General features: G+C 63.5%; 22 protein-coding genes. 11 read left to right on the top strand and 11 right to left on the bottom strand.

What is annotated here, in order from left to right; translation table 11 throughout:
- Positions 1 to 43: 43 nt before the first annotated feature.
- The 5 genes from IFO71_RS06715 to rfbB form a co-directional block, all read right to left on the bottom strand.
- Complete coding sequence (locus IFO71_RS06715; RefSeq protein ID WP_192028779.1) at positions 44 to 949, bottom strand: ATP-grasp domain-containing protein; 906 nt, start codon at positions 947 to 949, stop codon at positions 44 to 46.
- Positions 949 to 1,869, bottom strand: coding sequence for a dTDP-4-dehydrorhamnose reductase (rfbD, locus tag IFO71_RS06720; protein ID WP_192028780.1), 921 nt, complete (start codon positions 1,867 to 1,869; stop codon positions 949 to 951). The genes IFO71_RS06715 and rfbD overlap by 1 nt, the downstream gene beginning before the upstream one ends.
- Positions 1,870 to 1,945: 76 nt before the next feature.
- On the bottom strand, positions 1,946 to 2,500 hold the full coding sequence (gene rfbC, locus IFO71_RS06725; RefSeq protein WP_192028781.1) for a dTDP-4-dehydrorhamnose 3,5-epimerase: 555 nt from the start codon (positions 2,498 to 2,500) through the stop codon (positions 1,946 to 1,948).
- Positions 2,500 to 3,384 (bottom strand): glucose-1-phosphate thymidylyltransferase RfbA, encoded by an 885-nt coding sequence (gene rfbA / locus IFO71_RS06730; RefSeq protein ID WP_192028782.1) that lies wholly within the window; start codon positions 3,382 to 3,384, stop codon positions 2,500 to 2,502. The genes rfbC and rfbA overlap by 1 nt, the downstream gene beginning before the upstream one ends.
- A complete protein-coding gene (gene rfbB, locus IFO71_RS06735; protein ID WP_192028783.1) occupies positions 3,381 to 4,439 on the bottom strand; it encodes a dTDP-glucose 4,6-dehydratase in 1,059 nt (352 codons plus the stop codon). Before rfbB ends, rfbA begins: the two co-directional genes overlap by 4 nt.
- A 162-nt stretch (positions 4,440 to 4,601) precedes the next feature.
- Between rfbB and IFO71_RS06740 the strand changes: the two genes are divergently transcribed.
- Positions 4,602 to 6,299, top strand: coding sequence for a proline--tRNA ligase (locus tag IFO71_RS06740; RefSeq protein WP_192028784.1), 1,698 nt, complete (start codon positions 4,602 to 4,604; stop codon positions 6,297 to 6,299).
- On the top strand, positions 6,296 to 6,490 hold the full coding sequence (locus IFO71_RS06745; RefSeq protein WP_192028785.1) for a PspC domain-containing protein: 195 nt from the start codon (positions 6,296 to 6,298) through the stop codon (positions 6,488 to 6,490). Before IFO71_RS06740 ends, IFO71_RS06745 begins: the two co-directional genes overlap by 4 nt.
- Before the next feature lie 6 nt (positions 6,491 to 6,496).
- Here the strand turns inward: IFO71_RS06745 and IFO71_RS06750 are convergent, their stop codons facing one another.
- The 3 genes from IFO71_RS06750 to IFO71_RS06760 all read right to left on the bottom strand — a co-directional run bounded on the left by IFO71_RS06750 (position 6,497) and on the right by IFO71_RS06760 (position 10,568).
- Complete coding sequence (locus IFO71_RS06750) at positions 6,497 to 7,336, bottom strand: hypothetical protein (RefSeq protein WP_192028786.1); 840 nt, start codon at positions 7,334 to 7,336, stop codon at positions 6,497 to 6,499.
- 87 nt (positions 7,337 to 7,423) lie between these two features.
- Positions 7,424 to 9,208, bottom strand: coding sequence for a hypothetical protein (locus IFO71_RS06755; protein WP_192028787.1), 1,785 nt, complete (start codon positions 9,206 to 9,208; stop codon positions 7,424 to 7,426).
- A gap of 127 nt (positions 9,209 to 9,335) precedes the next feature.
- Positions 9,336 to 10,568: a threonine/serine exporter family protein gene (locus IFO71_RS06760; protein WP_192028788.1), complete on the bottom strand. Its 1,233-nt coding sequence runs from the start codon at positions 10,566 to 10,568 to the stop codon at positions 9,336 to 9,338.
- Positions 10,569 to 10,739: 171 nt separating this feature from the next.
- Here IFO71_RS06760 and IFO71_RS06765 point away from each other — a divergent pair, with 171 nt between their 5' ends.
- Genes IFO71_RS06765 through IFO71_RS06780 form a run of 4 tightly spaced genes read left to right on the top strand, consistent with a single transcriptional unit; the run spans position 10,740 to position 14,330 of the window.
- Positions 10,740 to 11,867 (top strand): ABC transporter permease, encoded by a 1,128-nt coding sequence (locus tag IFO71_RS06765; RefSeq protein WP_192028789.1) that lies wholly within the window; start codon positions 10,740 to 10,742, stop codon positions 11,865 to 11,867.
- Positions 11,861 to 12,670, top strand: coding sequence for an ABC transporter ATP-binding protein (locus tag IFO71_RS06770; RefSeq protein ID WP_192028849.1), 810 nt, complete (start codon positions 11,861 to 11,863; stop codon positions 12,668 to 12,670). The genes IFO71_RS06765 and IFO71_RS06770 overlap by 7 nt, the downstream gene beginning before the upstream one ends.
- A 38-nt stretch (positions 12,671 to 12,708) precedes the next feature.
- Complete coding sequence (locus IFO71_RS06775) at positions 12,709 to 13,674, top strand: MlaD family protein (RefSeq protein ID WP_192028790.1); 966 nt, start codon at positions 12,709 to 12,711, stop codon at positions 13,672 to 13,674.
- Positions 13,671 to 14,330 carry an ABC-type transport auxiliary lipoprotein family protein gene (locus IFO71_RS06780; RefSeq protein ID WP_192028791.1) on the top strand — a complete coding sequence of 220 codons (660 nt, stop codon included), beginning with the start codon at positions 13,671 to 13,673 and terminating at the stop codon, positions 14,328 to 14,330. Before IFO71_RS06775 ends, IFO71_RS06780 begins: the two co-directional genes overlap by 4 nt.
- A gap of 446 nt (positions 14,331 to 14,776) precedes the next feature.
- Here the strand turns inward: IFO71_RS06780 and IFO71_RS06785 are convergent, their stop codons facing one another.
- Positions 14,777 to 15,406 (bottom strand): alpha-ketoglutarate-dependent dioxygenase AlkB family protein, encoded by a 630-nt coding sequence (locus tag IFO71_RS06785; protein ID WP_332309336.1) that lies wholly within the window; start codon positions 15,404 to 15,406, stop codon positions 14,777 to 14,779.
- 56 nt (positions 15,407 to 15,462) lie between these two features.
- Positions 15,463 to 16,800 carry an amidase gene (locus IFO71_RS06790; RefSeq protein WP_192028792.1) on the bottom strand — a complete coding sequence of 446 codons (1,338 nt, stop codon included), beginning with the start codon at positions 16,798 to 16,800 and terminating at the stop codon, positions 15,463 to 15,465.
- A 145-nt stretch (positions 16,801 to 16,945) separates the two neighbouring features.
- On the opposite strand from IFO71_RS06790, the gene IFO71_RS06795 reads away from it, so the two are divergent.
- Positions 16,946 to 18,547 (top strand): electron transfer flavoprotein-ubiquinone oxidoreductase, encoded by a 1,602-nt coding sequence (locus IFO71_RS06795; RefSeq protein WP_192028793.1) that lies wholly within the window; start codon positions 16,946 to 16,948, stop codon positions 18,545 to 18,547.
- 72 nt (positions 18,548 to 18,619) lie between these two features.
- Here the strand turns inward: IFO71_RS06795 and IFO71_RS06800 are convergent, their stop codons facing one another.
- Complete coding sequence (locus IFO71_RS06800; RefSeq protein WP_192028794.1) at positions 18,620 to 19,351, bottom strand: hypothetical protein; 732 nt, start codon at positions 19,349 to 19,351, stop codon at positions 18,620 to 18,622.
- Between the two features lie 531 nt (positions 19,352 to 19,882).
- Between IFO71_RS06800 and mraZ the strand changes: the two genes are divergently transcribed.
- Genes mraZ through IFO71_RS06820 form a run of 4 tightly spaced genes read left to right on the top strand, consistent with a single transcriptional unit; the run spans position 19,883 to position 23,296 of the window.
- Entirely contained in the window at positions 19,883 to 20,329 is a 447-nt protein-coding gene (gene mraZ, locus IFO71_RS06805) for a division/cell wall cluster transcriptional repressor MraZ (protein WP_192028795.1), read from the top strand.
- Between the two features lie 8 nt (positions 20,330 to 20,337).
- The gene (gene rsmH / locus IFO71_RS06810) at positions 20,338 to 21,270 is read left to right on the top strand and encodes a 16S rRNA (cytosine(1402)-N(4))-methyltransferase RsmH (RefSeq protein WP_192028796.1); all 933 of its coding nucleotides are present in this window, start codon (positions 20,338 to 20,340) and stop codon (positions 21,268 to 21,270) included.
- Complete coding sequence (gene ftsL, locus IFO71_RS06815; RefSeq protein ID WP_425502873.1) at positions 21,267 to 21,536, top strand: cell division protein FtsL; 270 nt, start codon at positions 21,267 to 21,269, stop codon at positions 21,534 to 21,536. Before rsmH ends, ftsL begins: the two co-directional genes overlap by 4 nt.
- The gene (locus IFO71_RS06820) at positions 21,533 to 23,296 is read left to right on the top strand and encodes a peptidoglycan D,D-transpeptidase FtsI family protein (protein WP_192028797.1); all 1,764 of its coding nucleotides are present in this window, start codon (positions 21,533 to 21,535) and stop codon (positions 23,294 to 23,296) included. The genes ftsL and IFO71_RS06820 overlap by 4 nt, the downstream gene beginning before the upstream one ends.
- The last annotated feature ends 5 nt before the right edge of the window (positions 23,297 to 23,301 follow it).

The following is a 23,301-nucleotide window of genomic DNA, read 5'->3' on the forward strand; positions in this document are numbered from 1 at the left end:
GGTGCTGACAATGCCGCGGCAGGCATGAGGTTGGCTTGATCGGTTATGAGGATTGCCGAACCGGCATGGCCTCGGCTGCCTGCACCGCCTCGTACACCAGCTTTACCAGCCGTTCGGCGGCGTCTTCGCTGTGCTCGAAGAATAGCGAGGGCTCGACCAGCTCCAGCTCCAGCAGACGCGGCCCCTCGGTGCTGGGCAGCAGATCCACCCGGGCATACAACGGCAGCTCAGGCAGCGCTTTGATCACCGCATCGGCCACCGCATGCTCGGCAGGACTGGCAATCCGCGGCTGAATATCTTCGGCAAGGAACAGATCATCCGAGGCGGACGTGCTGAGCTTCAGCAGTGGGCCTTTGCGAATTGCATGGCTGTAGCGCCCACCCAGATAGATCAGTGCGGTTTCTCCCACTTCGTCGACCTTGCCGAGGTAGGGCTGCAGCATGATCGATTCAGCGCGCGCCAGCAGCCGATTGGCATGGGCCAGGGCAGCGTCCATCTGCTGCCGTTGAAATCGTTGAGCATCGCGCGAGCCGGCCCCGACGCAGGGCTTGATGACGAACTCGCTGGCGTTGCCGAGCAGGGTCAGGGCCTCAGCGTCGATCGTGCCCTGAGCGGGCTCGAAGTAGTGAGTTTCGATCACCGGCGCGCCTTTGCCGGCCAGCTCGCCAAGATAGTGTTTGTCGATGTTCCAGCGAATCGTCGGTAAGGGATTCAATAACAGACTGCATTGGTCGATCCGCTCGCACCAGCTCAAGAAGCGCTGCAGATGCTGGGTGTAGTCCCAGGTCGAGCGCAGCAGGACAGCGTCAAAGCGCGACCATTCGACGGTTGGGTCGTCCCAGGCCAGCGCCTCGGCCGGCACCCCCGCTTCGCGAAATGCGCGCAGCAGTGGCGCTAGATCGTCATCGCGGGCGTAGGCGGCGATAGCGGTGGCCAGGGCGATACGCATCAGCGGGCCACCGTGCACAATTCGTCGATCACCTGCGACAGGCCGATCCGCCAATCGGGCAGGGCAAGGCCATGTACATCGGTCAGCTTGCGGTTATCCAGTACCGAATAGGCTGGGCGGCGTGCCGGGGTCGGGTAGTCGCTGCTGGCAATGGCTTGGACCTTCGGTGCACGCTCGATCATTCCGGCCTGTTGCGCCTGCCTGAAAATGGCCTCGGCAAAGCCATGCCAGCTGGTCTGGCCTGCATGCGTACAGTGAAAGGTGCCGAGTTCATCTGCGCCGAACTGAGCGGACCTGGCCAACAGCACGGCCGATATCGAGGCCAGCCCGCGGGCAGTGGTGGGTGTGCCGATCTGGTCGGACACCACCCGCAGTTCGTCACGCTCGCGACCCACTCGCAGCATGGTCAGCAGGAAGTTGGCGAAGCGTGCCGAATACACCCAGGCTGTGCGCAGGATCAGATGGCGGCATTCGCTGGCGCGAATCGCCTCTTCGCCAGCCAGTTTGCTGGCGCCGTAGACGCCGAGTGGCCCGGTGACGCTCTCTTCCCGCCAGGGCCGGCCGGCATTGCCGGGAAACACATAGTCAGTCGAGTAGTGCAGCAGCAGGGCGTTGTGCTGACGGCACCAGGCCGCCAGGGTCGCCGGTGCCACGGCATTGATGCCATGCGCCAGATCAGCCTCGGATTCGGCCTTGTCGACTGCCGTGTAGGCGGCCGGATTCACCACCACCTGCGGCTTGATTTCGTCCAGGACCTGGCGGATGGCGGTTGGCTTGCTGAGGTCGAGCGGAAGGCAGGGTTGGCCACCGGGCAGTCGACCGCTCAGTGTGGCGCAATGCAGTTCGCCGAGCGGCGCCAGACTGCGCGCCAGCTCAAAACCGAGTTGGCCATCGACACCGGTAAGGAGGATCTTGGTCATTGGGTGACGTCATGTGTTGAGGAGCTGGTGGCGTTTCCCACTGTGCGCCGGGATGACAGCACGGTTGCAAAGCGCATTACGCAAACACCGGCAACGCATCCACCGCCACTTCATTCAAGCGCGGCGCCTGCTCGTCTTTGGCCGACAGTGAGGGCTTGGCCAGCGGCCAGTCGATGGCCAGATCCGGATCATTCCAGCGTACGCCCTTGTCGGCCGGGCCATCGTAGGGCGTGCTGCAGAAATAGTGGAACAGCGCATGCTGCGAGGTCACCACGAAGCCATGGGCAAAGCCGGGTGGAATCCAGAACTGGCGCTGGTTCTCGGCGCTGAGCACCACGGCGGTCCACTGGCCGAAGCTCGGCGAGCCGCGGCGGATATCCACCGCTACGTCGTACACCTCGCCTTCGAGCACCGAGACCAGCTTGCCCTGCGGATTGGGCAACTGGTAGTGCAGGCCGCGCAGCACGCCGTGGCTGGAGCGCGACAGATTGGCCTGCACGGCGTCCATGACGATGCCGTGCTCGGCGTAGCGGGCCTGGTTCCATTGTTCGTAAAAAAAACCACGCGGGTCGCCGAACACCTTCGGTTCGATCACCAGGCAGCCGGGCAGTTTGGTTTCGATTACACGCATCAGTTCACCCGGCCCTGGCGCAGAATCTGCAGCAGGTACTGGCCGTAGCCATTCTTCACTAGTGGTTTCGCCAGGGCTTCGAGCTGGGCGGCGTCGATCCAGCCATTGATAAAGGCGATCTCCTCCGGGCAGCAGACCCGCAGCCCCTGCCGGGCCTCGATCGTCTCGATGAAATTGGCCGCCTGCAGCAAGGACTCATGAGTGCCGGTATCCAGCCAGGCGTAACCACGGCCGAGCTTTTCCAAGCGCAGCGAGCCTTCTTCCAGATAGCAGCGGTTGAGGTCGGTGATCTCGAGTTCGCCGCGAGCCGAAGGTTTCAGCGTGCGGGCAAATTCGCTGGCCCGGCCGTCGTAGAAGTACAGCCCGGTAACGGCGTAGTTCGACTTCGGTTGGCTCGGCTTTTCGTCCAGCCCGATCACCGTGCCCTTGCTGTCGAATTCGGCCACGCCATAGCGCTCCGGATCCTTTACCCAGTAGCCAAATACGGTGGCGCCGGTGACATGGGTGGCGGCGCGGCGCAGCTGTTCGGAAAAGCCATGGCCGTAGAAAATATTGTCGCCCAGCACCAAACAGCTGGGTTCACCACCGACGAATTCCTCACCGATCAGATAGGCCTGGGCCAGACCGTCGGGGCTGGGTTGCACCGCGTACTCGATGCGCAGCCCCCATTGCGAGCCATCGCCGAGCAGGGACTGGAACAGATGTTGTTCGTGTGGGGTATTGATGATCAGGATGTCGCGGATACCGGCCAGCATCAGGGTGCTGAGCGGGTAGTAGATCATCGGCTTGTCGTAGATCGGCAGCAGTTGCTTGCTGATCGTCTGGGTGATCGGATACAGCCGGGTGCCGGAACCGCCGGCCAGGATAATGCCCTTCGGAATCACGCGCTTTCTCCCAAGCGTTGCAGCCGGTAGCTGCCGTCCAGAATCTTCTGCACCCAAGCGGTGTGTTCAAGGTACCAATCGACGGTGTGGGCAATGCCGGTCTCGAAATCCAGCGACGGCTTCCAGCCCAGCTCGCTCTGCAGCTTTGACGAGTCGATGGCATAGCGCCGATCGTGGCCGGGGCGGTCCTTGACGAAGCTGATCTGCGAGTTGCGCGGCTGGCCGTCGCTGCGCGGACGGCGCTGATCGAGCAGGGCGCAGATCGCGTTGACCACCTCAATGTTCTGCCGCTCGGCGTCGCCGCCGACGTTGTACACCTCGCCGACACGGCCGCGCCCGAGCACGGCGCGGATCGCGCTGACGTGGTCGAGCACATACAGCCAATCGCGCACATTCTTGCCGTCGCCGTAGACCGGCAGTGGCTCACCGGCCACCGCCTTGGCGATCACCAGGGGGATCAGCTTTTCCGGAAACTGGTACGGCCCGTAGTTGTTCGAGCAGTTGGTGGTCAGGGTCGGCAGGCCATAGGTGTGGTGGAAGGCGCGCACCAAGTGGTCAGACGCTGCCTTCGAGGCCGAGTAGGGCGAGTTCGGCGCGTAGGGCGTGGTTTCGCTGAATTTGCCAGTGTCACCCAGCGAGCCGTACACCTCATCGGTGGACACGTGCAGGAAGCGAAAGGCGCCGCGCTTGGCCTCCGGCTGTTCGCGCCAGTAGTCTCGGCTGGCCTCCAGCAGGCTGAGGGTGCCGACCACATTGGTCTCGACGAAGGCCGCCGGGCCGTCAATGGATCGATCGACATGACTTTCCGCGGCAAAGTTGATCACCGCGTCGGGCTTGTGCTCGCGCAGCAGATCGTTGACCAGGCTGCGATCGCCGATCGACCCGCGCACGAAGACGTGATCGGGGTTGTCGGCGACCGGCGCCAGGGTGTCGAGGTTGCCGGCATAGGTCAGCGCATCCAGGGTGACAATGCGCAGCCCCGAGCCCTTGAGGCTGTCGAGCACGAAATTGCCGCCAATAAAGCCGGCGCCGCCGGTGACCAACCATGTCTGCATGCCGCACCCTCCTTGTGTTCGATCTCGTCTCGGACCGGCAGCCCGGACGAAGGTTCATCTCCCCTTGACGGGCCGCTAAGCATATCGCGAGCCGCCAACGCCGGTCATGGTGGGCCGACAGCCGCTACAATGCCGGGCTTTCGCCTTCAGCAGTTTGAGCTCATGCGCCTGTCCCGTTTCCACCTCAGTACCAGCAAAGAAACCCCCGCCGATGCCGAGATTGTCAGCCATCAGCTGATGCTGCGCACCGGCATGATCCGCAAGCTGGCCGCCGGTATCTACACCTGGAGCCCGCTCGGCCTGCGCGTGCTGCGCAAGGTGGAGGCGGTGGTGCGGGAAGAGATGAATGCCGCCGGTGCGATTGAGGTGCTGATGCCCTCGATCCAGCCGCAGGAGCTGTGGGAAGAAACCGATCGCTGGGCCAAGTTTGGCGGGCAGCTGCTGAAGATCCGCGACCGCAAGGATGGCGCCTTCTGCTACGGCCCGACTCATGAAGAAGTGATCACTGACTTCGCCCGCAATGAGCTGAAGTCCTACAAGCAGCTGCCGCTGAACTTCTATCAGATCCAGACCAAGTTCCGCGACGAGATCCGGCCGCGTTTCGGCGTCATGCGAGCGCGCGAGTTCCTGATGAAGGATGCCTATTCCTTTCATCTCAGCGAAGATGATCTGGCCCGCGAATACGAGAACATGAAGGCGGCCTACACCCGCATCTTCACTCGCCTCGGCCTTGCTTTCCGCGCCGTGCAGGCCGATTCCGGGGCAATTGGCGGTGATGCCTCGCAGGAGTTCCATGTGCTGGCCGAATCAGGCGAAGACGCGCTGGCCTTTTCCACCGGTTCCGACTACGCCGCCAATGTCGAAACTGCCCAGGCCGCCGCGCCCGGCCCGCGCCCGGCCGCCGCCGAAACCCTGCGTAAAGTGGACACGCCGACGCAGAAAACCTGCGAAGAAGTCGCTGCCCTGATGGGCATCCCGTTGCAGCGCACGGTGAAGTCGGTGGCGGTGATTGGCGAAGACGGCTTTGTGCTGGCCCTGGTGCGTGGCGATCACAGCGTCAATGAGATCAAGCTGGCCAAGGTGGCCGGACTGACTGAGTATCGCCCGGCCGGCGAGGCCGAGATCCTCGAGCACCTGGGCAGCGAGCCGGGCTTCCTCGGCCCGCTCGGCGCGAAGAAACCGATTCGTGTGGTTGCCGACCGCGAGGTCGCGGCGATGGCCGACTTCGTGGTCGGTGCCAACGAAGCCGGCTATCACCTGGCTGGCGTCAACTGGGGTCGCGACCTGGCGGAACCCGATGTGGTGGCCGATATCCGCAGTGTGCTGGCCGGCGATCGCGCTGCCGACGGCGGCGAGATCAAACTGGCCCGCGGCATTGAAGTCGGTCATGTGTTCCAGCTTGGGCAGAAGTACGCCAAGGCCATGGGCGCCACCGTGCTCGACGAGCAGGGCAAATCCCAGGTCATGCATATGGGCTGCTATGGCATTGGCGTGTCGCGCATCGTCGCTGCCGCCATCGAGCAGAACTTCGACGATCGCGGCATCTGCTGGCCCGAGCCGATGGCGCCTTGGCGGGTGGCGATCTGTGTGATCAATCCGAAGAACGACGCCGCGGTGAACCAAGTGGTCGAGCAGCTGTACGCCGATCTGCAGGCAGCCGGGGTCGATGTGCTGTGGGACGACCGCGGTCTGCGCCCCGGCCCGATGTTTGCCGACATGGAACTGATCGGCATCCCGCATCGCATCGTGGTGTCGGAACGAGGTGTTCAGGCCGGGACGTTTGAATATCGCTCGCGCCGGGCCGAAGCGGCGGAAGCGTTGAGTCGCGAAGACGTGTGGCAGCGGCTGGGCCTGGGATGAGCGGTCGCCTCACGCGCTCGCGAAACCGCTGGCTGCTGGGCGTCTGCGGCGGCCTGGCTGAGTATCTCGGCTGGTCGCCCAACGCTACTCGGCTGGTTTACGTTGTGCTGTCGATCGCCAGCGCGGCGTTTCCTGGGATTCTGGTGTATCTGCTGCTTTGGCTGCTGATGCCGGCAGCGCCGAGGCGCTAAGCGGCTCTAGCGCCCGAACAGCTTGACCGAGAGCAGCCGCAGGCGACCCAGGAACCAGCCTGGGCGGGCGGCGGGGTCGAGGCTCTCGATGACCTTGGCTTCGTCGGTACCCAGTTGGCGCGAGAGTTTTTCTTCCCAGTCACGGCGCATTTGGTCGCGCTGCAGTTTCATCTGCCATTGCTTGCGCACATCGTCGGCCACGCTTTCCTGGGCAAAGCGGTCCTGCTCGCGGGTGAGGAAGCGGCCGAGTTCGTCGAACAGCGCGTCGTCGAGTTGTTCCGGGGTGAAACTACGGCTGCTCTGGCCGAAGCCTTCCATATTGTTGAAGGCAAAGCGGGCCATGCCGCTTTCCAGGTCGGCGCGGATACTCAGGTTCATGGCGATCTTGCCACGGGCCTGAAAGCGCGCGGCGACCACATCGCCATTGGCGTTCTTCTTGGTATCCGACATGCCACCCAGGCCATGCTGGCGCATCACTGCCGACAAGGTGCGCACCTTGGCCATGTTGTCGGCATGGACCACCGGACTCTCTTCGGGGATGACCTGGCCGACCATTTCCAGCACGATCTCATAGCTGGCCTTGCCCGATTCGCTGCGCAGGATAAAGGGCGGATCGATGGCTGCGATCACGTCGCCATAGCCGTGCGCCGGGAATGACACCTTGGTGCGCTTCTTCAGGAAGGCAAGATTATCGACCAGCCGCTTGATGTAGGCGTCGAGCTTCTGCATCGCGGGCAGCAGCTGGTCTTGCCATACCTGTTGCTTTTCCTCGCGCGCCTGCGCAATTCGCGCCTCTTCTTCGCGCTGCCGTTCGGCTTCTTTTTCCAGATCGTCAAGCAGGCCCATGAAGCGTGTCGAATCCGAATTTCCGCAGATTCATTCAGTGTACAGAGCCTGAGTGAATCCCGGTAGCGCTGAGCAAAAGCGAGCGTGCTATTCGAATCCGTTGCGCATGATGCGATCGACCACCACCGGCAGCAGCGAGGAGACCGCCACGGAATCGCCGTCGCCCAGGCCCAGATCGATATTGCCGCTCTGCGGCGCAAATCGACTGTCGAACTCGACCACCAGCAGGCGGCCCCAGCCCAGTCCCAGCGCCGTGGTCGCTTCGACCTGCAGCAGGGTGTCAGTGGCAAGGCGCCAGGATGGGCTGGCATCACCGGTTTCGTCACGCCAGGTCGGTGCGTTGGCATCGTCGCGCAGCAACGGCCAGGTCAGACGCACGGCACCGATCTGCGACAGCAGGCGCAACAGGCCAGGCTCGCTGCCGGAGAACACCGCATCGGCATAGTCGAGATTCATCAGGGCATAGCGATAACGCCAGTTGCCATTGCCGAGGTCTTGCACCCGCACCGCCAGGCGCAGGCGGCCGTCGGCGGTATCGACTAACTGGTTGTCGGTGAGCGGATCGGCATCGGCCGGATTGACCCATTGGCTGACCAGGGGGCCGTTGCTGAGGCTTCCACTGACCGCGATGTTCCAGGCCGAGCCCACCTTGGTCGGGATGATCTGCCGGATCGCCAGGCTGTTGTCGAGATTGCTGTCCTCACGCACCACATACCAGGCCTCGATCCAGTAGCTGGCGCCGGGGTGGTTCTGCATCTGCGATTCGGTGACCAGCAGGCGGCGGTCAAACAGGCTTTGGGCAAAGCCGCTGCTATTCTCGACGCTGTTGCAATCGGGATCGAACACCGAGCCGCAGCGACCCCACAGCGTTGGCTGCGGAGCGATCTCGTCTCGCGGGCCGAGCAGGGAATTGACGTCGTTGGTCGAGCGCGAATACAGATCGCTGCATCCGCGGTACAGGATGTTGTCGCCCGCGCAGGCGCACATGTCGTTCTGGGCGAAGAAGGCGTGCTTGACGCCCGAGCTGCCCAGGGGATGCAGGCCGCCGTCAGCATCGATTCGGTACATCGCCCAGACCAGCATCGGGTGTTGATCATTGTTGTAAGGCGGCTGTGGCGCGGTGAACTTGCTGTACCAGGGCACATCGCTCTGGCCGACATTCAGCAAGGTGGCGTCGGGCGCGACCACGACCTGACCGGTCGTGCTGACCGTGCTGCAGCCCTGGCAGCGCATGGCCTGCACGCCGCCAATCTGAAACAGCTGGATATCGGCCGGCGCCGCCATCGAGGGCCAAAGGGTGGTCGAGCGACAATCGGCATTGCCCTTGCTCTCGATGGGGTGCGGCCCGCGCAGATCCACCGAACCGATCACCTGCTCGGCCAGCAGCGACTGCCCCAGGCGCTTGGCCAGCCATTCGCTGGGGCGCAGATTCATGTAGCGCCAGTCGAGGCCGGTGGCCTGTTGGTGTCGATGCGGCATATCGGCCACAAACAGGCTGCGGCCGCGCTGATCGCGAAGCGTGATGGCATTGAGTTCGCTCGACACAGCGACGTTCAACTGCGTGATGTCGACCTCGTAGCCCGGCCTGCGTAGTCGTACCGACCAGTCGAAGCTGGCCTCGGTGACCTTGCCTTGTTGAGTGTTCAGCAGATAAGCCTGATATCCATCGAAGCGCTGGCTGGGCTGGCTTTTTGCCGCGCCGGCAAACTCCAGCTGCCACATCTCCAGTACGCCCGGATTGAGATGCAGGCTGAGTTGCCAGGGTGCCGTTGAGTCATCGGCACTGTGCGCTGTACCGTTCAGCGCCAGCAGCAGGCCGAGCATCCAGGCGAAACGAGGGACAGTTCGGGTGTGCCGGGTGCGCGCAGTCATGACGGTGTGTTTCCGCAGAGCGAGACCATGATCCTAACGCGAGCGAGCAGCGCTTGGCTGCCGTCACTGCCACGCTTCGCTCCGTTCGTCCACGGTGCGCCGCTGACCTGCATCGCTGAGCACCGCCTCAGAGGTTTCGGCGCGCCGGCACCAGCAAATTGCCGAACAACAAGCCGGCGACCAGCGAGATCAGAACGGTCATCACCGTGAACGCTGCATCCAGGCCGAGAAAGACATCGCGTTCGAACAGGAAGGACAAACTCTTGAAGCCGGTGCTCCCTGGGACCAGCAGGATGATGCCCGGCACGCGAATGATGGCGCCGGGGCGGTTGCTCAAGCGGGCATACAGATTGCTGGCCGCGCTGATGATCAGCCCGGCGAAGAACACGCCGGCATCGCTGCCAAAGGCCTGGCCGGCAAAGCGCGTCACCAGGAAGGCGAGACAAGCGGCGCCGATCACCAGTGGATAGTCGCTCAACTTGGCGCGAAACAGCACGGCAAAGGCGAAGGCGGCGGCCACCAGGGCCAAGCCGGTGAGCCATTCCGGGTGCACCACGGCCATCGGGTCGGATAGCTGCCAGCCCAGTGCCCGGCCCAGCTGCATCGCCGCCACGGCGCCGAAGGTGAGCTTGAGCAAGGTGGTGACGGCGCCGGCGAAACGTGCTGTTCCTGCCACCCACTGCTGCGCCGCCAGTTCCGACACGGCGGTGGTCAAGGTCAGACCCGGCAGCAGCACGATGATCGAGGCGATCACCACCGAGTTCAGCGGCAGCGGGGTGATGAAGTGGGAAACGGCAAAGGCAATGGTGGTGGCGACTAGCGCCGCCAACGCATCCAGCGCTTCAGCCAGCCGCGGCCGTCCGGCGGCAAACAGGCATAGCAGGCCGATCAGCAACCCGATCAAGGTCGAGGTCAACATGGCCGCGGGGCCGGTGGCGAACAAGGCGGCCACTGAGCCCGAGGTCAGACCAAAGCAGGCCACGGTCAGCCATTGAAAGGCCGCGGTCTCCGGGTGGTCCAACGCGCGCAGCGCCACCGCGCCGTCACGCACGCCCATCTGTCCGGCCAGTACCCGTTCGGCGATGGCATCGGCCTCGCATAACTTGGCGAGGTCGATATCACCGGGGGCCATGCGCAGCACACGCGTATTTTCCGGGCCACCGCCGGCGCCGACGCCGCCACCGAAGCTGATGATGATGCCGGTCGGGTTGGCCCAGATCTCGCAGGCCAGGCCGAGTCGCTTGGCGACCTTGCCGACCGCAGCCTCCAGGCGCTGCGCGGTGGTGCCATAGGCGTGCAATCGACGCGACAGCTCGACCACGAACTCGGTGCGATCGTGCTGGCTTTCGTTCGGGCTCATGGGCGCAGATGTACCGCTGTCTTCGGGAGGGGCGCAAGGGTCGCACGTTGCGTTGGAGCCTTGAAGTCACGCCAACCCGCCACCGACGCTCGCCGTTCAGCTGCGCGCGATTCTGAAGCCAGCCAAACGGCGCATTGGTTGACCGCGAAGGGAAACCGCTAGACTCCGGCCATGGGATCGGTACAGGTCGATATTCAATCGTCGCAGGGCGAACCGGGGGAGGTACGGCTCAGCGGCCGTTTCACTCTGGCGGCCATAGCAGAGGTCGAGGCGCAGTTGAATCGTCTGCCGGCATCGCTGAGCGGCTGGCGCTGGCAGCTGTCGCAACTGGAGGCGATGGACAGTGCCGGCGCGCTGTGCCTTTGGCGAGCGGCCCGTTCGCGCGGAGCCCGACTGGAGGACCTGCGCGACGGTCAGATGCGCGATGAGGTGGTGACCATGTTTGATCTGGTCACCCAGGCCGACAAGGGCGAGGCGCCGCCCAGCGTTGAGCGTGAGTCCTGGATGCGAGTGCTTGAACGCATCGGCCTTGCCGTGCTGACCTTGCGCAATGACGCGATCGCCTTGCTCGGTTTTGTCGGGCTTACCTTGCAGACTCTGGCTGGGGTGCTGATCGGCAAGCGCCGCCTGCGCTGGACCGCCACCGTGCATCACATGGAACAGACCGGCTTCGATGCGGTGCCGATCGTGGCTTTGCTCAGCTTTCTGGTCGGGTCGGTGGTGGCCTTCCTGGGGGCTACCGTGCTGCGCGACTTTGGTGCCTCGATCTTTACCGTCGAGCTGGTGTCGTTCTCGTTCTTGCGTGAGTTCGGCGTGTTGTTGACGGCGATCCTGCTTGCGGGTCGATCAGGCAGCGCCTTCACCGCCCAGATCGGCGCGATGAAGAGTCGCGAGGAACTCGATGCAATGCGCGCCCTGGGGCTCGATCCGGTGGAGCTGCTGGTTGTGCCGCGCCTGCTTGCCCTGCTGCTGATGCTGCCGGTGCTCACTTTCGTCGCCATGCTGTCGGGTCTGCTGGGCGGCGCCCTGGTCGGCAGCCTGGCCCTGGATATTTCGCCCGGCATGTTCCTTTCGCGCCTGCACGAAATGACCGAGGTGCGACATTTCTATGTCGGTATGGTCAAGGCCCCGGTGTTCGCCTTTCTGATCGCCGTGGTCGGTTGCCTGGAGGGCATGAAAGTGGCCGGCAGCGCGGAGTCTGTCGGCAAGCACACCACATCGTCCGTGGTGCAGGCGATCTTTCTGGTGATTCTGTTCGATGCGCTGTTCGCGATCTTCTTCATGGAGATGGACTGGTGAGCACGAACGCGGAGCACATCATCGAGGTGCGCGGCCTGCACAGTCAGTTTGGTCGGCAGGTGGTTCATCATGCGCTGGATCTTGATGTCAGGCGCGGCGAAGTGCTGGGTGTAATCGGCGGCTCAGGCACCGGCAAGTCGGTGCTCCTGCGCAGCATCGTCGGGCTGCGCAAGCCTGAAGGCGGCAGTGCTACCGTGCTGGGCGTTGATATGGCGCGCGCCAGCGATCGCGAGCGGCGATTGATCGAGCAGCGTTGCGGCCTGCTGTTCCAGGACGGTGCCCTGTTCTCTTCGTTGACCGTGGGCGAGAACATTCGCGTACCGCTGATCGAACATCACCGGCTGTCGGCGAAATTACTGGATGAGTTGGTGGCGCTGAAGCTGCGGCTGGTCGGCCTATCAGCTGACGCTGCGCACAAGTATCCTTCGCAGCTATCTGGCGGCATGCGCAAGCGGGCCGGCCTGGCCCGTGCCCTGGCGCTTGATCCGGAGCTGTTGTTTCTCGATGAGCCAACGGCCGGCCTTGATCCGATCGGCGCAGCACAATTCGATGAGCTGATCCTCAGCCTGAAGCGGGCCTTGAACCTGACCGTGTTCCTGGTGACGCACGATCTCGATAGTCTGTATGCAATCTGCGATCGTATTGCCGTGCTGGCCGATCGTCAGGTGGTCGTGGTCGATACGCCGGATAAGGTTGAGAACTACGAGCACGCCTGGGTGCGCGATTACTTTCATGGACCACGGGCGCGTGCGGCACAGTCCAGTGCTGCGCGGCGCCAGGATACCGCGGTGTCGCATGGCTAAGCGCTCGTTCCCCGACTATTTCACTGGAGTCTGATGTTATGGAAACCCGGGCTCATCATGTATTGATTGGTGTGTTCACCCTGGTGGTGGTGGCGGCGGCCATGGCCTTTGCTCTGTGGGTGGGCAAGAGCAGTCTGGACCGCGAATGGCAGCCCTACCTGATTGTATTCACCGAGTCGGTCACCGGGCTTACGGTCGGTGGCGCGGTGCAATACAACGGCATTCAGGTCGGCGAGGTGCGGCGCTTGTCGCTCGATCCCAATGACCCGAGCCGGGTGTTGGCTGAAGTGCGTATCGGTAGCGAAGTGCCGGTCAAGACCGATACCGAGGCGCGACTCACCTTCACCGGCCTGACCGGCGTCGCCCTGATCCAACTCAGCGGCGGCTCGATCGAAGCGCCGCGTCTGGCCGTGCAGGGTAATGGCATACCAGAGATCGTCGCCCAGCAGTCGGCGATCAGCGCCCTGCTGTCCAGCAGCGAAGACATTGCCAGCGCCACCAGCCAGGTAATGGTGCGCATCAATAATCTGTTAAGTGACGAGAACATGCGCCGGGTCGGTGCCACGCTCGATCACTTGGAGACGATTTCTGCAGCGGCAGCCGAAGGCGACGACGACATTCGCACCGTGTTGGCCAAGGCGGCCGCGGCCAGCGAACGCCTGGCGAACCTGTTGGATGGTGCCGAGTCCGTGATGCAACGCATTGATCAGGGCATCGTTCGCGCTGATCAGGCCCTGTCCAGCGAGATGCCGGCGATCTTCGAGCGCCTGCAGTCAGCCTTGACCTCGATCGAGCGGGTGGGGCAGCAGCTGGACCAGCTGGTGACCGACAATCGTGCCTCGATTGACAGCTTCAGTCGTGACGGCCTATCGCAGGTCGGCCCTACCTTGCAGGAAGTCAAACGCCTGGCTCGTGATCTTGACCGCCTATCACGTCGTTTGGAGCAGCGCCCGCTCGACGTGGTGATGGGGCGGTCGTCACTGAAGGAGTATCCCGCGCAATGAATGCCACTCGCTGCATGGTCGTGTTCACTCTGCTGGCGCTCTGTAGCGGCTGCGCCAGCCTCAAGCCCGGGCCGTTGCCCATCGTCGTGCACTCGGCATACGCCATTGACCAAGTCGGCCGCGCGGCCGAGTTCGACCTGCAACTGACCGTTGCCGAACCACAAATGCTCTCGGTATGGCAGGACAATCGGGTGTTGCTGCGCACGCCCGAAGGCGAGCTCGGTGCTCTGCAGGGCGTGGTGCTGGCCGACCAAACCAGTGCACTGGTTCAGACTCGTCTGATCGAAGCGCTGCAGGCGCGCGCGGGTTTGCGTGGCGTTGGCCGGCCCGGCGATGGCAGTCGTAGCGATTGGCTGCTGCTTAGCAGCTTGTCGCGTTTTGAGCTCGATTATGGCGATGCAGGCGGGCGGGCGGCGATTCGCTTGGATCTGCGCCTGCTTGATGCCGCCAGCGGCCGAGTATTGGCCGTGCATACCTTGAACGCAGCGCGCGACCTGGAGCAGGTCGGCGACCCGGGCAGCGCGCAACGTGGCCAGGCGCACGCAGTCACGCTTCTAGCCTTGTTGAACGATCAGTCTGAGCAGGCAGCAGTCTGGCTGCGGGCAGAGGCGGTTAAGCGACGTGTTAGTGCGGCCAAAGATGGGTTTGAGGGCTGAGATTGGCTGATTGGTATTCGTAGCAACTTGATCTGGGCTTGCGGCCAGAAGCGGTCGGTGGCGCCTTGCTGTCCTTCTCCCCTTGGGGGGAAGGTGCCCGAAGGGCCAATGAGGGTACGAATACGCCGTGGGTGTGGTTGCGAACGACTGTTGAGGACACCCGGCCCTCACCCCCGGCCCCTCTCCCGAGAAGGGGGACCGATTCGGGTCGCCGCCACGCTGGCTGAGCTTGTCGAAGCCAGCCGACCCAGCACTGCAACCTCAATGCTCGCGTGGGCACCTTCAGGGCTCGCTTCGGTGGAGGCACCCTTCGACAGGCTCAGGGTGCGTCAAGGCGATTCCATCGCTACCGCGCTCGGACTCTCATCCGCCCTTCGGGCTGTCTCCCAGTGCGAACAGGGCAAGCCATCGTCCGCTTCGGGTCGGCTCATGCTGTGCCAGCCAGATCAGATTTTTCCAGGTTTGCCAATCCAGCGAAACGTCAGGCTAATCCGAGGACCCATCGGGCGAGTGGATTTTGCAATGCCGTGCTTCCAGTTGCGTTGGGTATCGCCCTGCATCAGCAACAGGCTGCCCGAGGGTAGCGGCAGGCCGATGGCTCTGAGCTGAGGGTTGTTGCGGGGCGCGAATTTCAGGGTCCGCTGTTCGCCCAGACTGAGCGAGGCGATGACCGGGGCGGGGCCGAGTTCAGGTTCATCATCACTGTGCATGCCCATGCTGTCACGCTGGTTGCGGTAGTAATTCAGCAGCACGCTGTTGAACTGCTGTCTGCAGGCGTGCTCGACCTCTGCCCGTAGCCGCTGCAACAGTCCAGTCCAGAGCAGTGGCCGCATGGCAAGTCCGGAATAGCTGTAGTTGCAGCCCGGGTCGCCGTACCAAGCAGTTAAGCGCGGCTGAGCATGTTGCTTGCCGAACAGGGTGAGGGTGTCGGCACGCCATGGCGTGTCGGCGGTCAGCTGTGCGAGCAGCGATTCGGCTCGGTCGGCTGCAATGAACTGTCGCATCAGCCAGACATGGGCTGACGTCAGTGGCACCGGCTCAAAGTCGACGGCGGGCGCGAACAGATCGTCGGTCACGGCTGCTTTCAGCGCGAAGCTCGCCCGCGGCCGGCCAGGCCCGAGTATCACTCAGTTCAGCCGATCAGCGAATGCACGATCTCACCCAGCTCCAACAGGCGCAGATCGCTGCCGCGTGGCCCGATCAATTGCAGGCCGGCGCCGCCGTCGAGCGGAATGCTCAGTGCTGGACAGCCGGCGAGGCTGGCGAAAGCGGTGAAATCGGCCAGATGGTCGGGTTCTTCGCTATCGATCGCCGGCGGCAGATCCGGTGTGGTCGGCAGCAGCAATACGTCGATGCTGTCGAACAGGCGTCGGGTGGCCACCACCGCATTGTCGAGACGGCGTTCGGCGCGGGCGTAGTCGACTGCGCTTTTCCGCTCGGCGAAGTCGAGCATGGCGCGCAGCCGTTGCGAGCAATCGGCCAGGTCTTCAGGGTCGGCCAGGGCGATGCCGGCTTCCATCATCAACAGGGCGGCGCGACGCGCGCGGCTGAGTTCGAAATCACTGAGCAACACCGGCTGGGTGTGGCCCAGGGCCGGAGCGGCGGCGGCGATCGCCTGCTCGAAGCTCTTCAGCACCGCAGCACTGGCGCCAAGACGGTCGAGATCGCGCACCATGCCGCTGCGCAGCCGGCCAGGCTCCCAGTCCGGTGCAGCAAACGGCACTCGCCGTTGACGGGTGCGCGGATCATTCGGGTCATAGCCGCTGAGGGTCTGCAGCAGCAGGGTGAGGTCGTCCAGCGAGCGGGTGATCGGGCCGATGCAGTCAAGCCGCGGCAGGCAGGGCCAAAGCCCGGCACTGGAGACTTCGCCCATGGTTGGGCGCAGGCCGAACACGCCGCAAAACGCTGCTGGAATGCGCACCGAACCCATGGTATCGCTGCCAATCGCGGCACTGGCCAGGCCCAGGGCTACCGCCACGGCTGAACCGGCCGAGGAGCCACCAGCAACCTTGCCCGGATGGCGTGGATTGGGCACATCGCCTTGATGGGCGGTGCGCCCCATGGCGCCCAGCGAGCCCTCGTCCAGACTGGTCTTGCCGAGAATCACCGCGCCGGCGCCGCGCAGCCGGCTGACCACCGCGGCATCACGCAATGCCACGCGCTTGCTGCGACCGGCCAGACCGGCCGTGGTCACCAGTCCCTGGACGTCGAGACTATCCTTGACCGCTAGCGGAATGCCATCGAGCCGGCCCAGCGCACGGCCGCTGGCGCGGCGCTCGTCGGAGGCCTTGGCGGCACGTAGAGCACCGACTCGGTCGATCCAGATATAGGCTCGGCTGTGCGCATTCTCCGCTTCGGCGGCATCGAGATAGATCTCGGTCAGCTGCTGCGAGCTGATCTCGCCGCAGGCCAGCAAGGCCAGCTGGCGGCAGATCGAGGAGTGGCGCAGGTTCTGCGGGTCGTGCTTCATCCAGCTTCGTTCCTTTGAGTCAGTGAGGCTGGGCCTCAGTTCCGCATCGTGTGGGCTCCGCCGAGGCATTATGACCTGAGCCGAGAAGTCAATCATCCCGCACCTTCTATAATCTCCTTAGCCACCTAGCCCAAGGACGTTGGAAATGAGCGAACGCGAATTCATGGAATATGACGTGGTCACGGTTGGCGCTGGCCCGGCCGGCCTGGCTTTCGCGATTCGCTTGAAGCAGGTCAATCCGGAGCTGTCGGTCTGCGTGATCGAAAAGGCGTCCACCATTGGCGCACACATTCTTTCCGGTGCGGTGATCGAGCCACAGCCTCTGGATGCGCTGCTGCCGGGCTGGCGCGACAACCCGCCGCCGATCTGCGTGGCCGCCAAGGACGATGAGTTCTGGTACCTGAGCAAGACCGGCGGGTTCAAGTTTCCGATCGTGCCGCCGCAGATGAACAACCACGGCAACTTCATCGTCAGCTTGGGCGCGCTGTGCGCCTGGCTGGCGCCGCAGGCCGAGGCGCTGGGGGTGGAAATCTATCCCGGCTTTGCCGCCGCCGAGCCTTATCTCAATGAAGATGGCTCGGTTGGTGGGGTGCGTATTGGCGATATGGGCATCGCCAAGGATGGCAGTCACAAGCCGGGTTACACCCAGGGCATCGATATCAGGGCCAAACTCACCGTGCTGGCCGAAGGTGCGCGCGGACATCTCACCAAGCAACTAGTTAAGAAGTTCAACCTCGACGCTGAATCCGATCCGCAGAGCTACTCGATCGGCATCAAGGAGCTGTGGCAGGTGCCGGCGGGACGGGTGTCGCCGGGCAAGATCGTGCATAGCCTGGGCTGGCCGGCTGACAGCCGCACTTATGGCGGCAGCTTTCTCTATCACCTGGAGAACGATCAGGTCGCCCTGGGCTATGTCTCCGGTCTCGATTACCGCGATCCGAACTATCAGCCCTACGAAGCGTTCCAGCAGTGGAAACACCATCCCACGGTCAAACCCCTGCTGGAAGGCGGCACCATCCTCTCGGCCGGCGCCCGCGCCATCGTCACCGGCGGCTGGCAAAGCCTGCCCAAGGCAGAGATGCCGGGCGCCCTGCTGATCGGTGACACTGCCGGCTTGCTCAATGTGCCGAAGATCAAGGGCACACACCAGGCAATTCGCTCCGGCATGCTGGCCGCTGAACACATTGCTCAGTCGCTGAGCTCGGTCGGCTGGGATGCTAGGCTGCGTGCTTCACCGGCGATGGCTGAGCTGAAGAAGGTGCGCAATATCAAGCCCGGCTTCAAGAAGGGCCTGTGGTTCGGCCTGATCAATGCGGGGCTGGAAACGCTGTTTGGCGGGGCGCTGCCGTGGACCTGGCGCAACAAGCCCGACTACGCATCATTGAACAAGCTGGCCGATCAGGAATCGCCCAAGCGCGACTACGTCGAGCGCGATCTCGCTCCGCGTGATAGATTGGCGGGCGTGTACTTCGCCGCCACCGAGCACGATGAAGATCAGCCCGTGCACCTGAAGGTGGCCGATACCTCGATCTGCGTCAGCCGCTGCGCCGAAGAATACGGCAATCCCTGCACCCGCTTCTGTCCGGCGGGCGTGTACGAAATGGTCGAAGAGGAGGGCGTCAAGCGCCTTCAGATCAATGCCGCCAATTGCGTGCACTGCAAGACCTGCGACATCAAGGACCCGTACGAGATCATCAATTGGGTGACGCCGGAAGGCGGTGCCGGGCCGAACTATCAGAACATGTAGGTCCGCTGTTGTACGGTCGATCCGGGCAGGTTGGAAATCTGCCGGCCGGATAGGCCAGGAGCCGATCCGGCGTCAGCCGGCCTCCGATAAAAGACGCAGACGTGCCTGCTCACCGGCTACGCGCGGCGCGCTGTCGGCTGGTTCGGCCAGATCGCAGGCAGTCTGCACGCTCTCTGGCTCAGGCGGGCTGAGCGATCGGCTCACGGTGACGGTGATGGGCCACTCCATATGAGTCGCCACAGGCAGGCCATTGACCCGTTCCGGGGTGTAGCGTGCCGATTCGATCCAGCGGCGGTACTGTTTTTCCACTGCTGCTCGATCGCGGCGGCCTAGTCGAGCCGGGTCCATGTCCAGGCCATGAAAGCTGGCGCTGCCGTCTGGGTTGACCGCGAACTTGATGTTCAGTTCGGTGCGTTCGGCGCCGTGCAACAGAGCGGGTGTGATGGGCGGCGGCGCTCGATCAATCCGCTGCGGTCCGATCGCCTTGAGCTGCATGGCGAACTGCAGCGCGGCCGCTTGCTCACTGGCGCGCAGGCAGGTGTGAAAGCGCAGTTGTGAGGTGACCGTGGCCGCTGCGCCATTCACTTCGATGGGCTTGAAGTGCAGGTTATGGATATTGTCGAGCGCAGCTGTCGCTATGGCTTGCGGCAGCTGCGGACCGCTCAGCCTGGCTTCGCTCACCGTTCCATCGGCTGCCACAGTCACTTCGGCATCGATCAGCAGCAGGTGCTCGTTGGCCCAGGTCGAGCCTGCTGCCAGAACTGCGGCGGCCAATAGAGGAAACCGATGGTGGCGAAAGGGCATGTCAGGGGAACCGGATGGTTGTGGACTGCGACGCGGTCGATTAGATCCTTGTGACCTCGCTACGTCAATCCACCTGTTCAGTTGCCGGGCAGCCGAAAAACTGCTCTCAGCAGCCTGCCAACGGCACCCAGAACCAGAACGTGGTGCCTTGGCCCAGTTCGCTTTCAAAGCCGATTTCGCCGTGAGCCTGTCGAATGGTGTGCCGAGAATCAAACACTGGTCGTGTTCGATGCTGGTGCGCGCCATCCTTGGCGCGCCTGGACAGGCCGCTGAAACAAGCCTCAGCAGCCTACTAACCGCGGTGCGGGCATTTTCTGGCCGATCTGAAGACATTGCATGAGCAAAATTCAATAACTTGCTGTATTGCAACAGGTAATCAGAAAGACGGGCGTTTTGGGCAAAAACTCCAAGCGGGGCAGCAAGTTAGCTGAACTCCTTAAGTGAATAGTTTTCCTTGACACTGCAAAGGGGCAGTCATAAGGTGGGCTCCTGTAGAAAAATAGGGGAAAAAGTGGGTCCCCGTGGTGTCTTATGTTCCAGGGCGAAACCGCTATCACGATTGATGACAAGGGCCGGCTGGCGATTCCCACCGCCTACCGGGAGCTTGTTGCCCGTGAATGCGAAAGCCGCCTGGTGGTGACCTACAACCCCTACGAATCCGGTTGCCTATGGCTGTACCCGGTGAAGGTCTGGGAGGAAGTGCGAGACCAGGTGAATGCCCTGCCGATGGCCAAGCGAGTGCATCGCACCTTGCAACTGAAACTGGTCGGCAGCGCCACCTTCATCGAAGCCGATGGCAATGGCCGAGTGTTGTTGCCGACCAGTCATCGCAATGCAGCCGGACTGGAAAAAAAGGCGGTGCTGCTGGGCATGGGCAACAAATTCGAACTTTGGAGCGAGCAGTCGCATCTGGCTCAGATTCGCCAAACCGTAGGCGATGAAGATGTCAGTGAGGACATGCTCGATCTCGCGCTGTAGGTCCGGGGATGGGCGCTGAGAGCACAGCCCCGGCCCACATCCCAGTGATGTTCGAGCAAACCCTGGATGGTTTGCGGGTGGTGGAACAGGGAACGTATCTGGACGGCACCTTCGGGCGCGGCGGGCATGCCCGTGGCGTATTGGCGCGGTTGGGGACGGCAGGGCGACTGCTAGTAATGGACAAGGACCCAGAGGCGATTGGTGAGGCCGAGCGCTTGGCAGCAAGCGACGCCCGGGTGTCGCTGCGCCGTGGCAGCTTTGCCAGCCTGGCCGACTGGGATGCCACGGCTGCGGGGCTGGACGGCGTGCTGCTGGATCTTGGTGTGTCCTCGCCGCAGCTCGATGTGGCCGAGCGTGGTTTCAGCTTCATGCAGGATGGCCCGCTGGACATGCGCATGGACCCGGACTCAGGTCAGAGTGTGGCTGAGTGGCTGGCGAGCGCCGATGAGCGCGAGATCGCCGATGTCCTGTTCGGCTACGGCGAAGAGCGCCAAAGCCGACGTATCGCCCGCGCCATCGTGGCGCGGCGCCAGGGGCAGCCGATCGGCCGAACGGCCGAGCTGGCCGATCTGATTGCCTCGGTGGTCGGCCGCGGCGAGCCGGGCAAGCATCCGGCCACGCGCAGCTTTCAGGCCCTGCGCATCTTCATCAATCGCGAACTGGATGATCTTGATGCCGGACTTGCGGCGGCTCATCAGCGTCTCAAGCCGGGAGGGCGCCTGGCGGTGATCAGCTTTCACTCGCTCGAAGATCGACGCGTGAAGCAATTCATCGCCCGCCACGCCAAGCCGCCGCCGGCAGACCGCCGCTTGCCCCCGAGCGAGGAGTTCAGGCCCAGCCTGAAAGCGATTGGTGGCGCGCAAACGGCCGGGGAGGCTGAGCTGAAGGCCAACCCACGTGCCCGCAGCGCCGTGCTGCGCGTGGCGGAGAAGCTGCCATGAGCCTGCGTGCTTTCCTGATTCTCGCCTTGCTGATTGCGGTGGTGATCTCTGCGGTGGCCGTGGTGCAGACCCGTCATCAGCATCGCCAACTGTTCGTTGCGCTGAGTGATCTTGAGCAGGAGCGCGACGATCTCAACATCGAGTTTGGGCGAATGCAGCTCGAGCAGGCGACCTGGGCTGATCCGGCCCGGATCGAGAATCTGGCCTTGAACAAGCTCGGCATGAAGTATCCGAGTGCTGAGGAATTGCGGGTGGTGGGCCAATGAAGCCGCGTACTCACCGTACCGACACCCGGCCGCGACTGTACGCGCTGGCGGCGGCGCTCGGCCTGTGCGGCGCCGCCTTGGTGGTGCGTGCGGTCGATCTGCAGTTTGTCGACAGCCAGTTCTATCAGCAGCAGGGCGACGCCCGCTTCCTGCGTGACCTGCCGATTGCCACCTCGCGTGGCACCATCACCGATCGCAACGGCGAGCCGCTGGCGGTGTCCTCGCCAGTGGAGTCGATCTGGGTCAATCCGAAAGAGCTGATGGCCAGTCGGTCGCGTTTCGCCGAGCTGGCGACGGCACTGAACATCGATCAGGCGGTACTCGAAGCGCGCATCTCGCAACGCGCTGATCGTGAGTTCGTCTACCTGCGTCGGCATATGAATCCGGATGAGGCCGACAGCATTCTGGCGCTGGAAATTCCTGGGGTTTACAGCCAGCGCGAGTTTCGCCGCTTTTATCCGCAGGGCGAGGTGATGGCCCACGTGCTGGGCTTTACCAATATCGACGATCAAGGCCAGGAAGGCCTGGAACTGGCCTTTGATGATTGGCTGGCCGGCGAGCCCGGGCTGAAGCGGGTGATTCGCGACCGCCGCGGTCGCATCGTCGAGAACGTCGACTTGATCCGTCCGGCCGAGCCCGGTCACGACTTGACTCTCAGTATCGACCGACGGCTGCAGTACCTGGCCTATCGCGAGCTGAAGACGGCGATCCTGGAAAATTCGGCCAGCAGCGGTTCGGTGGTGGCGCTCGACATCAAGACCGGCGAAATCCTGGCGATGGTGAACCAGCCGTCGTTCAATCCGAATGCCCGTGATGGCGGCGAGCCGGCGGCGCGCCGCAATCGTGCCGTCACCGACGTGTTCGAGCCGGGCTCGGTGATCAAGGCGTTCACGGTCACGGCCGCCTTGGAGACCGGCAAGTTCAGCCCCGATACGCCGATTGAAACCGCGCCCGGTTACATCACTGTCGGCGGCCACACGGTGCACGATATCTCGTATTTCGGCACCGTCAGTCCGACGCGATTGCTGACCAAGTCTTCCAATGTGGCGTCAATCAAGCTGGCCGCTGAGATGTCAGCCGAACATATGCACGATGTGTTGTACCGCTTCGGTTTCGGTCGAACGACAGGTTCAGGGTTCCCGGGTGAAGCTGCCGGTGTACTTAACAGCCCGCAAAGCTGGGGCACGCTGGAAAAGGCCACCATTGCCTTTGGCTACGGTGTGTCGGTGACTGCTCTGCAACTGGCCCAGGCCTATGCTGCGATCGGCAACCAGGGGGTGATGGTCAGCCCGAGCTTCGTGCACGGCAATCGCGGTGAGCAACGCACGGTGATCGACCCGCACCTGGCCAAGCAGTTGATGGCCATGCTGGAAACGGTCACCGGTCCCGAGGGCTCGGCCAAGACCGCACGGGTGACGGGCTTTCGCGTCGCTGGCAAGACCGGCACTTCCCGGCAAGCGGTGGCTGGCGGTTATCAGAAGCGCTACATCAGTCTGTTTGCCGGCCTGGTACCGGCCAGCGATCCGCGCTTTGCGGTGGTGGTCATGATCAATGACCCGACCGGTTCCAATTACTACGGTGGCCAGGTTGCGGCACCGGTGTTTGGCCGAATGATGGAGGCCGCGCTGCGAGTGATGGACGTGCCGCCGGACAATCTGCAGCAGTGGCTGGCGGCGGTACCGCCGGAGCCGGGCGTCGATCAGACCATCGCCGCTGACGGTGTGCCCGATGATTTGCTGCGTGCGGTGGCGCCACGATGAGCACC

Origin of the sequence: Pseudomarimonas arenosa (assembly GCF_014841215.1) — a bacterium.
Lineage (GTDB): Bacteria > Pseudomonadota > Gammaproteobacteria > Xanthomonadales > Xanthomonadaceae > Pseudomarimonas > Pseudomarimonas arenosa.

Bases quoted from the DNA above. Each gene is read 5' to 3' on its own strand.
- rfbC (WP_192028781.1), bottom strand. From the start codon at position 2,500: ATGCGTGTAATCGAAACCAAACTGCCCGGCTGCCTGGTGATCGAACCG.
- IFO71_RS06750 (WP_192028786.1), bottom strand. From the start codon at position 7,336: ATGGGCCTGCTTGACGATCTGGAAAAAGAAGCCGAACGGCAGCGCGAA.
- IFO71_RS06755 (WP_192028787.1), bottom strand. From the start codon at position 9,208: ATGACTGCGCGCACCCGGCACACCCGAACTGTCCCTCGTTTCGCCTGG.
- mraZ (WP_192028795.1), top strand. From the start codon at position 19,883: ATGTTCCAGGGCGAAACCGCTATCACGATTGATGACAAGGGCCGGCTG.
- rsmH (WP_192028796.1), top strand. From the start codon at position 20,338: ATGGGCGCTGAGAGCACAGCCCCGGCCCACATCCCAGTGATGTTCGAG.
- IFO71_RS06775 (WP_192028790.1), top strand. From the start codon at position 12,709: ATGGAAACCCGGGCTCATCATGTATTGATTGGTGTGTTCACCCTGGTG.
- rfbD (WP_192028780.1), bottom strand. From the start codon at position 1,869: ATGACCAAGATCCTCCTTACCGGTGTCGATGGCCAACTCGGTTTTGAG.
- IFO71_RS06795 (WP_192028793.1), top strand. From the start codon at position 16,946: ATGAGCGAACGCGAATTCATGGAATATGACGTGGTCACGGTTGGCGCT.
- IFO71_RS06745 (WP_192028785.1), top strand. From the start codon at position 6,296: ATGAGCGGTCGCCTCACGCGCTCGCGAAACCGCTGGCTGCTGGGCGTC.
- IFO71_RS06800 (WP_192028794.1), bottom strand. From the start codon at position 19,351: ATGCCCTTTCGCCACCATCGGTTTCCTCTATTGGCCGCCGCAGTTCTG.
- IFO71_RS06820 (WP_192028797.1), top strand. From the start codon at position 21,533: ATGAAGCCGCGTACTCACCGTACCGACACCCGGCCGCGACTGTACGCG.
- IFO71_RS06740 (WP_192028784.1), top strand. From the start codon at position 4,602: ATGCGCCTGTCCCGTTTCCACCTCAGTACCAGCAAAGAAACCCCCGCC.
- rfbB (WP_192028783.1), bottom strand. From the start codon at position 4,439: ATGCAGACATGGTTGGTCACCGGCGGCGCCGGCTTTATTGGCGGCAAT.
- IFO71_RS06715 (WP_192028779.1), bottom strand. From the start codon at position 949: ATGCGTATCGCCCTGGCCACCGCTATCGCCGCCTACGCCCGCGATGAC.
- IFO71_RS06765 (WP_192028789.1), top strand. From the start codon at position 10,740: ATGGGATCGGTACAGGTCGATATTCAATCGTCGCAGGGCGAACCGGGG.
- IFO71_RS06790 (WP_192028792.1), bottom strand. From the start codon at position 16,800: ATGAAGCACGACCCGCAGAACCTGCGCCACTCCTCGATCTGCCGCCAG.
- ftsL (WP_425502873.1), top strand. From the start codon at position 21,267: ATGAGCCTGCGTGCTTTCCTGATTCTCGCCTTGCTGATTGCGGTGGTG.
- IFO71_RS06780 (WP_192028791.1), top strand. From the start codon at position 13,671: ATGAATGCCACTCGCTGCATGGTCGTGTTCACTCTGCTGGCGCTCTGT.
- IFO71_RS06760 (WP_192028788.1), bottom strand. From the start codon at position 10,568: ATGAGCCCGAACGAAAGCCAGCACGATCGCACCGAGTTCGTGGTCGAG.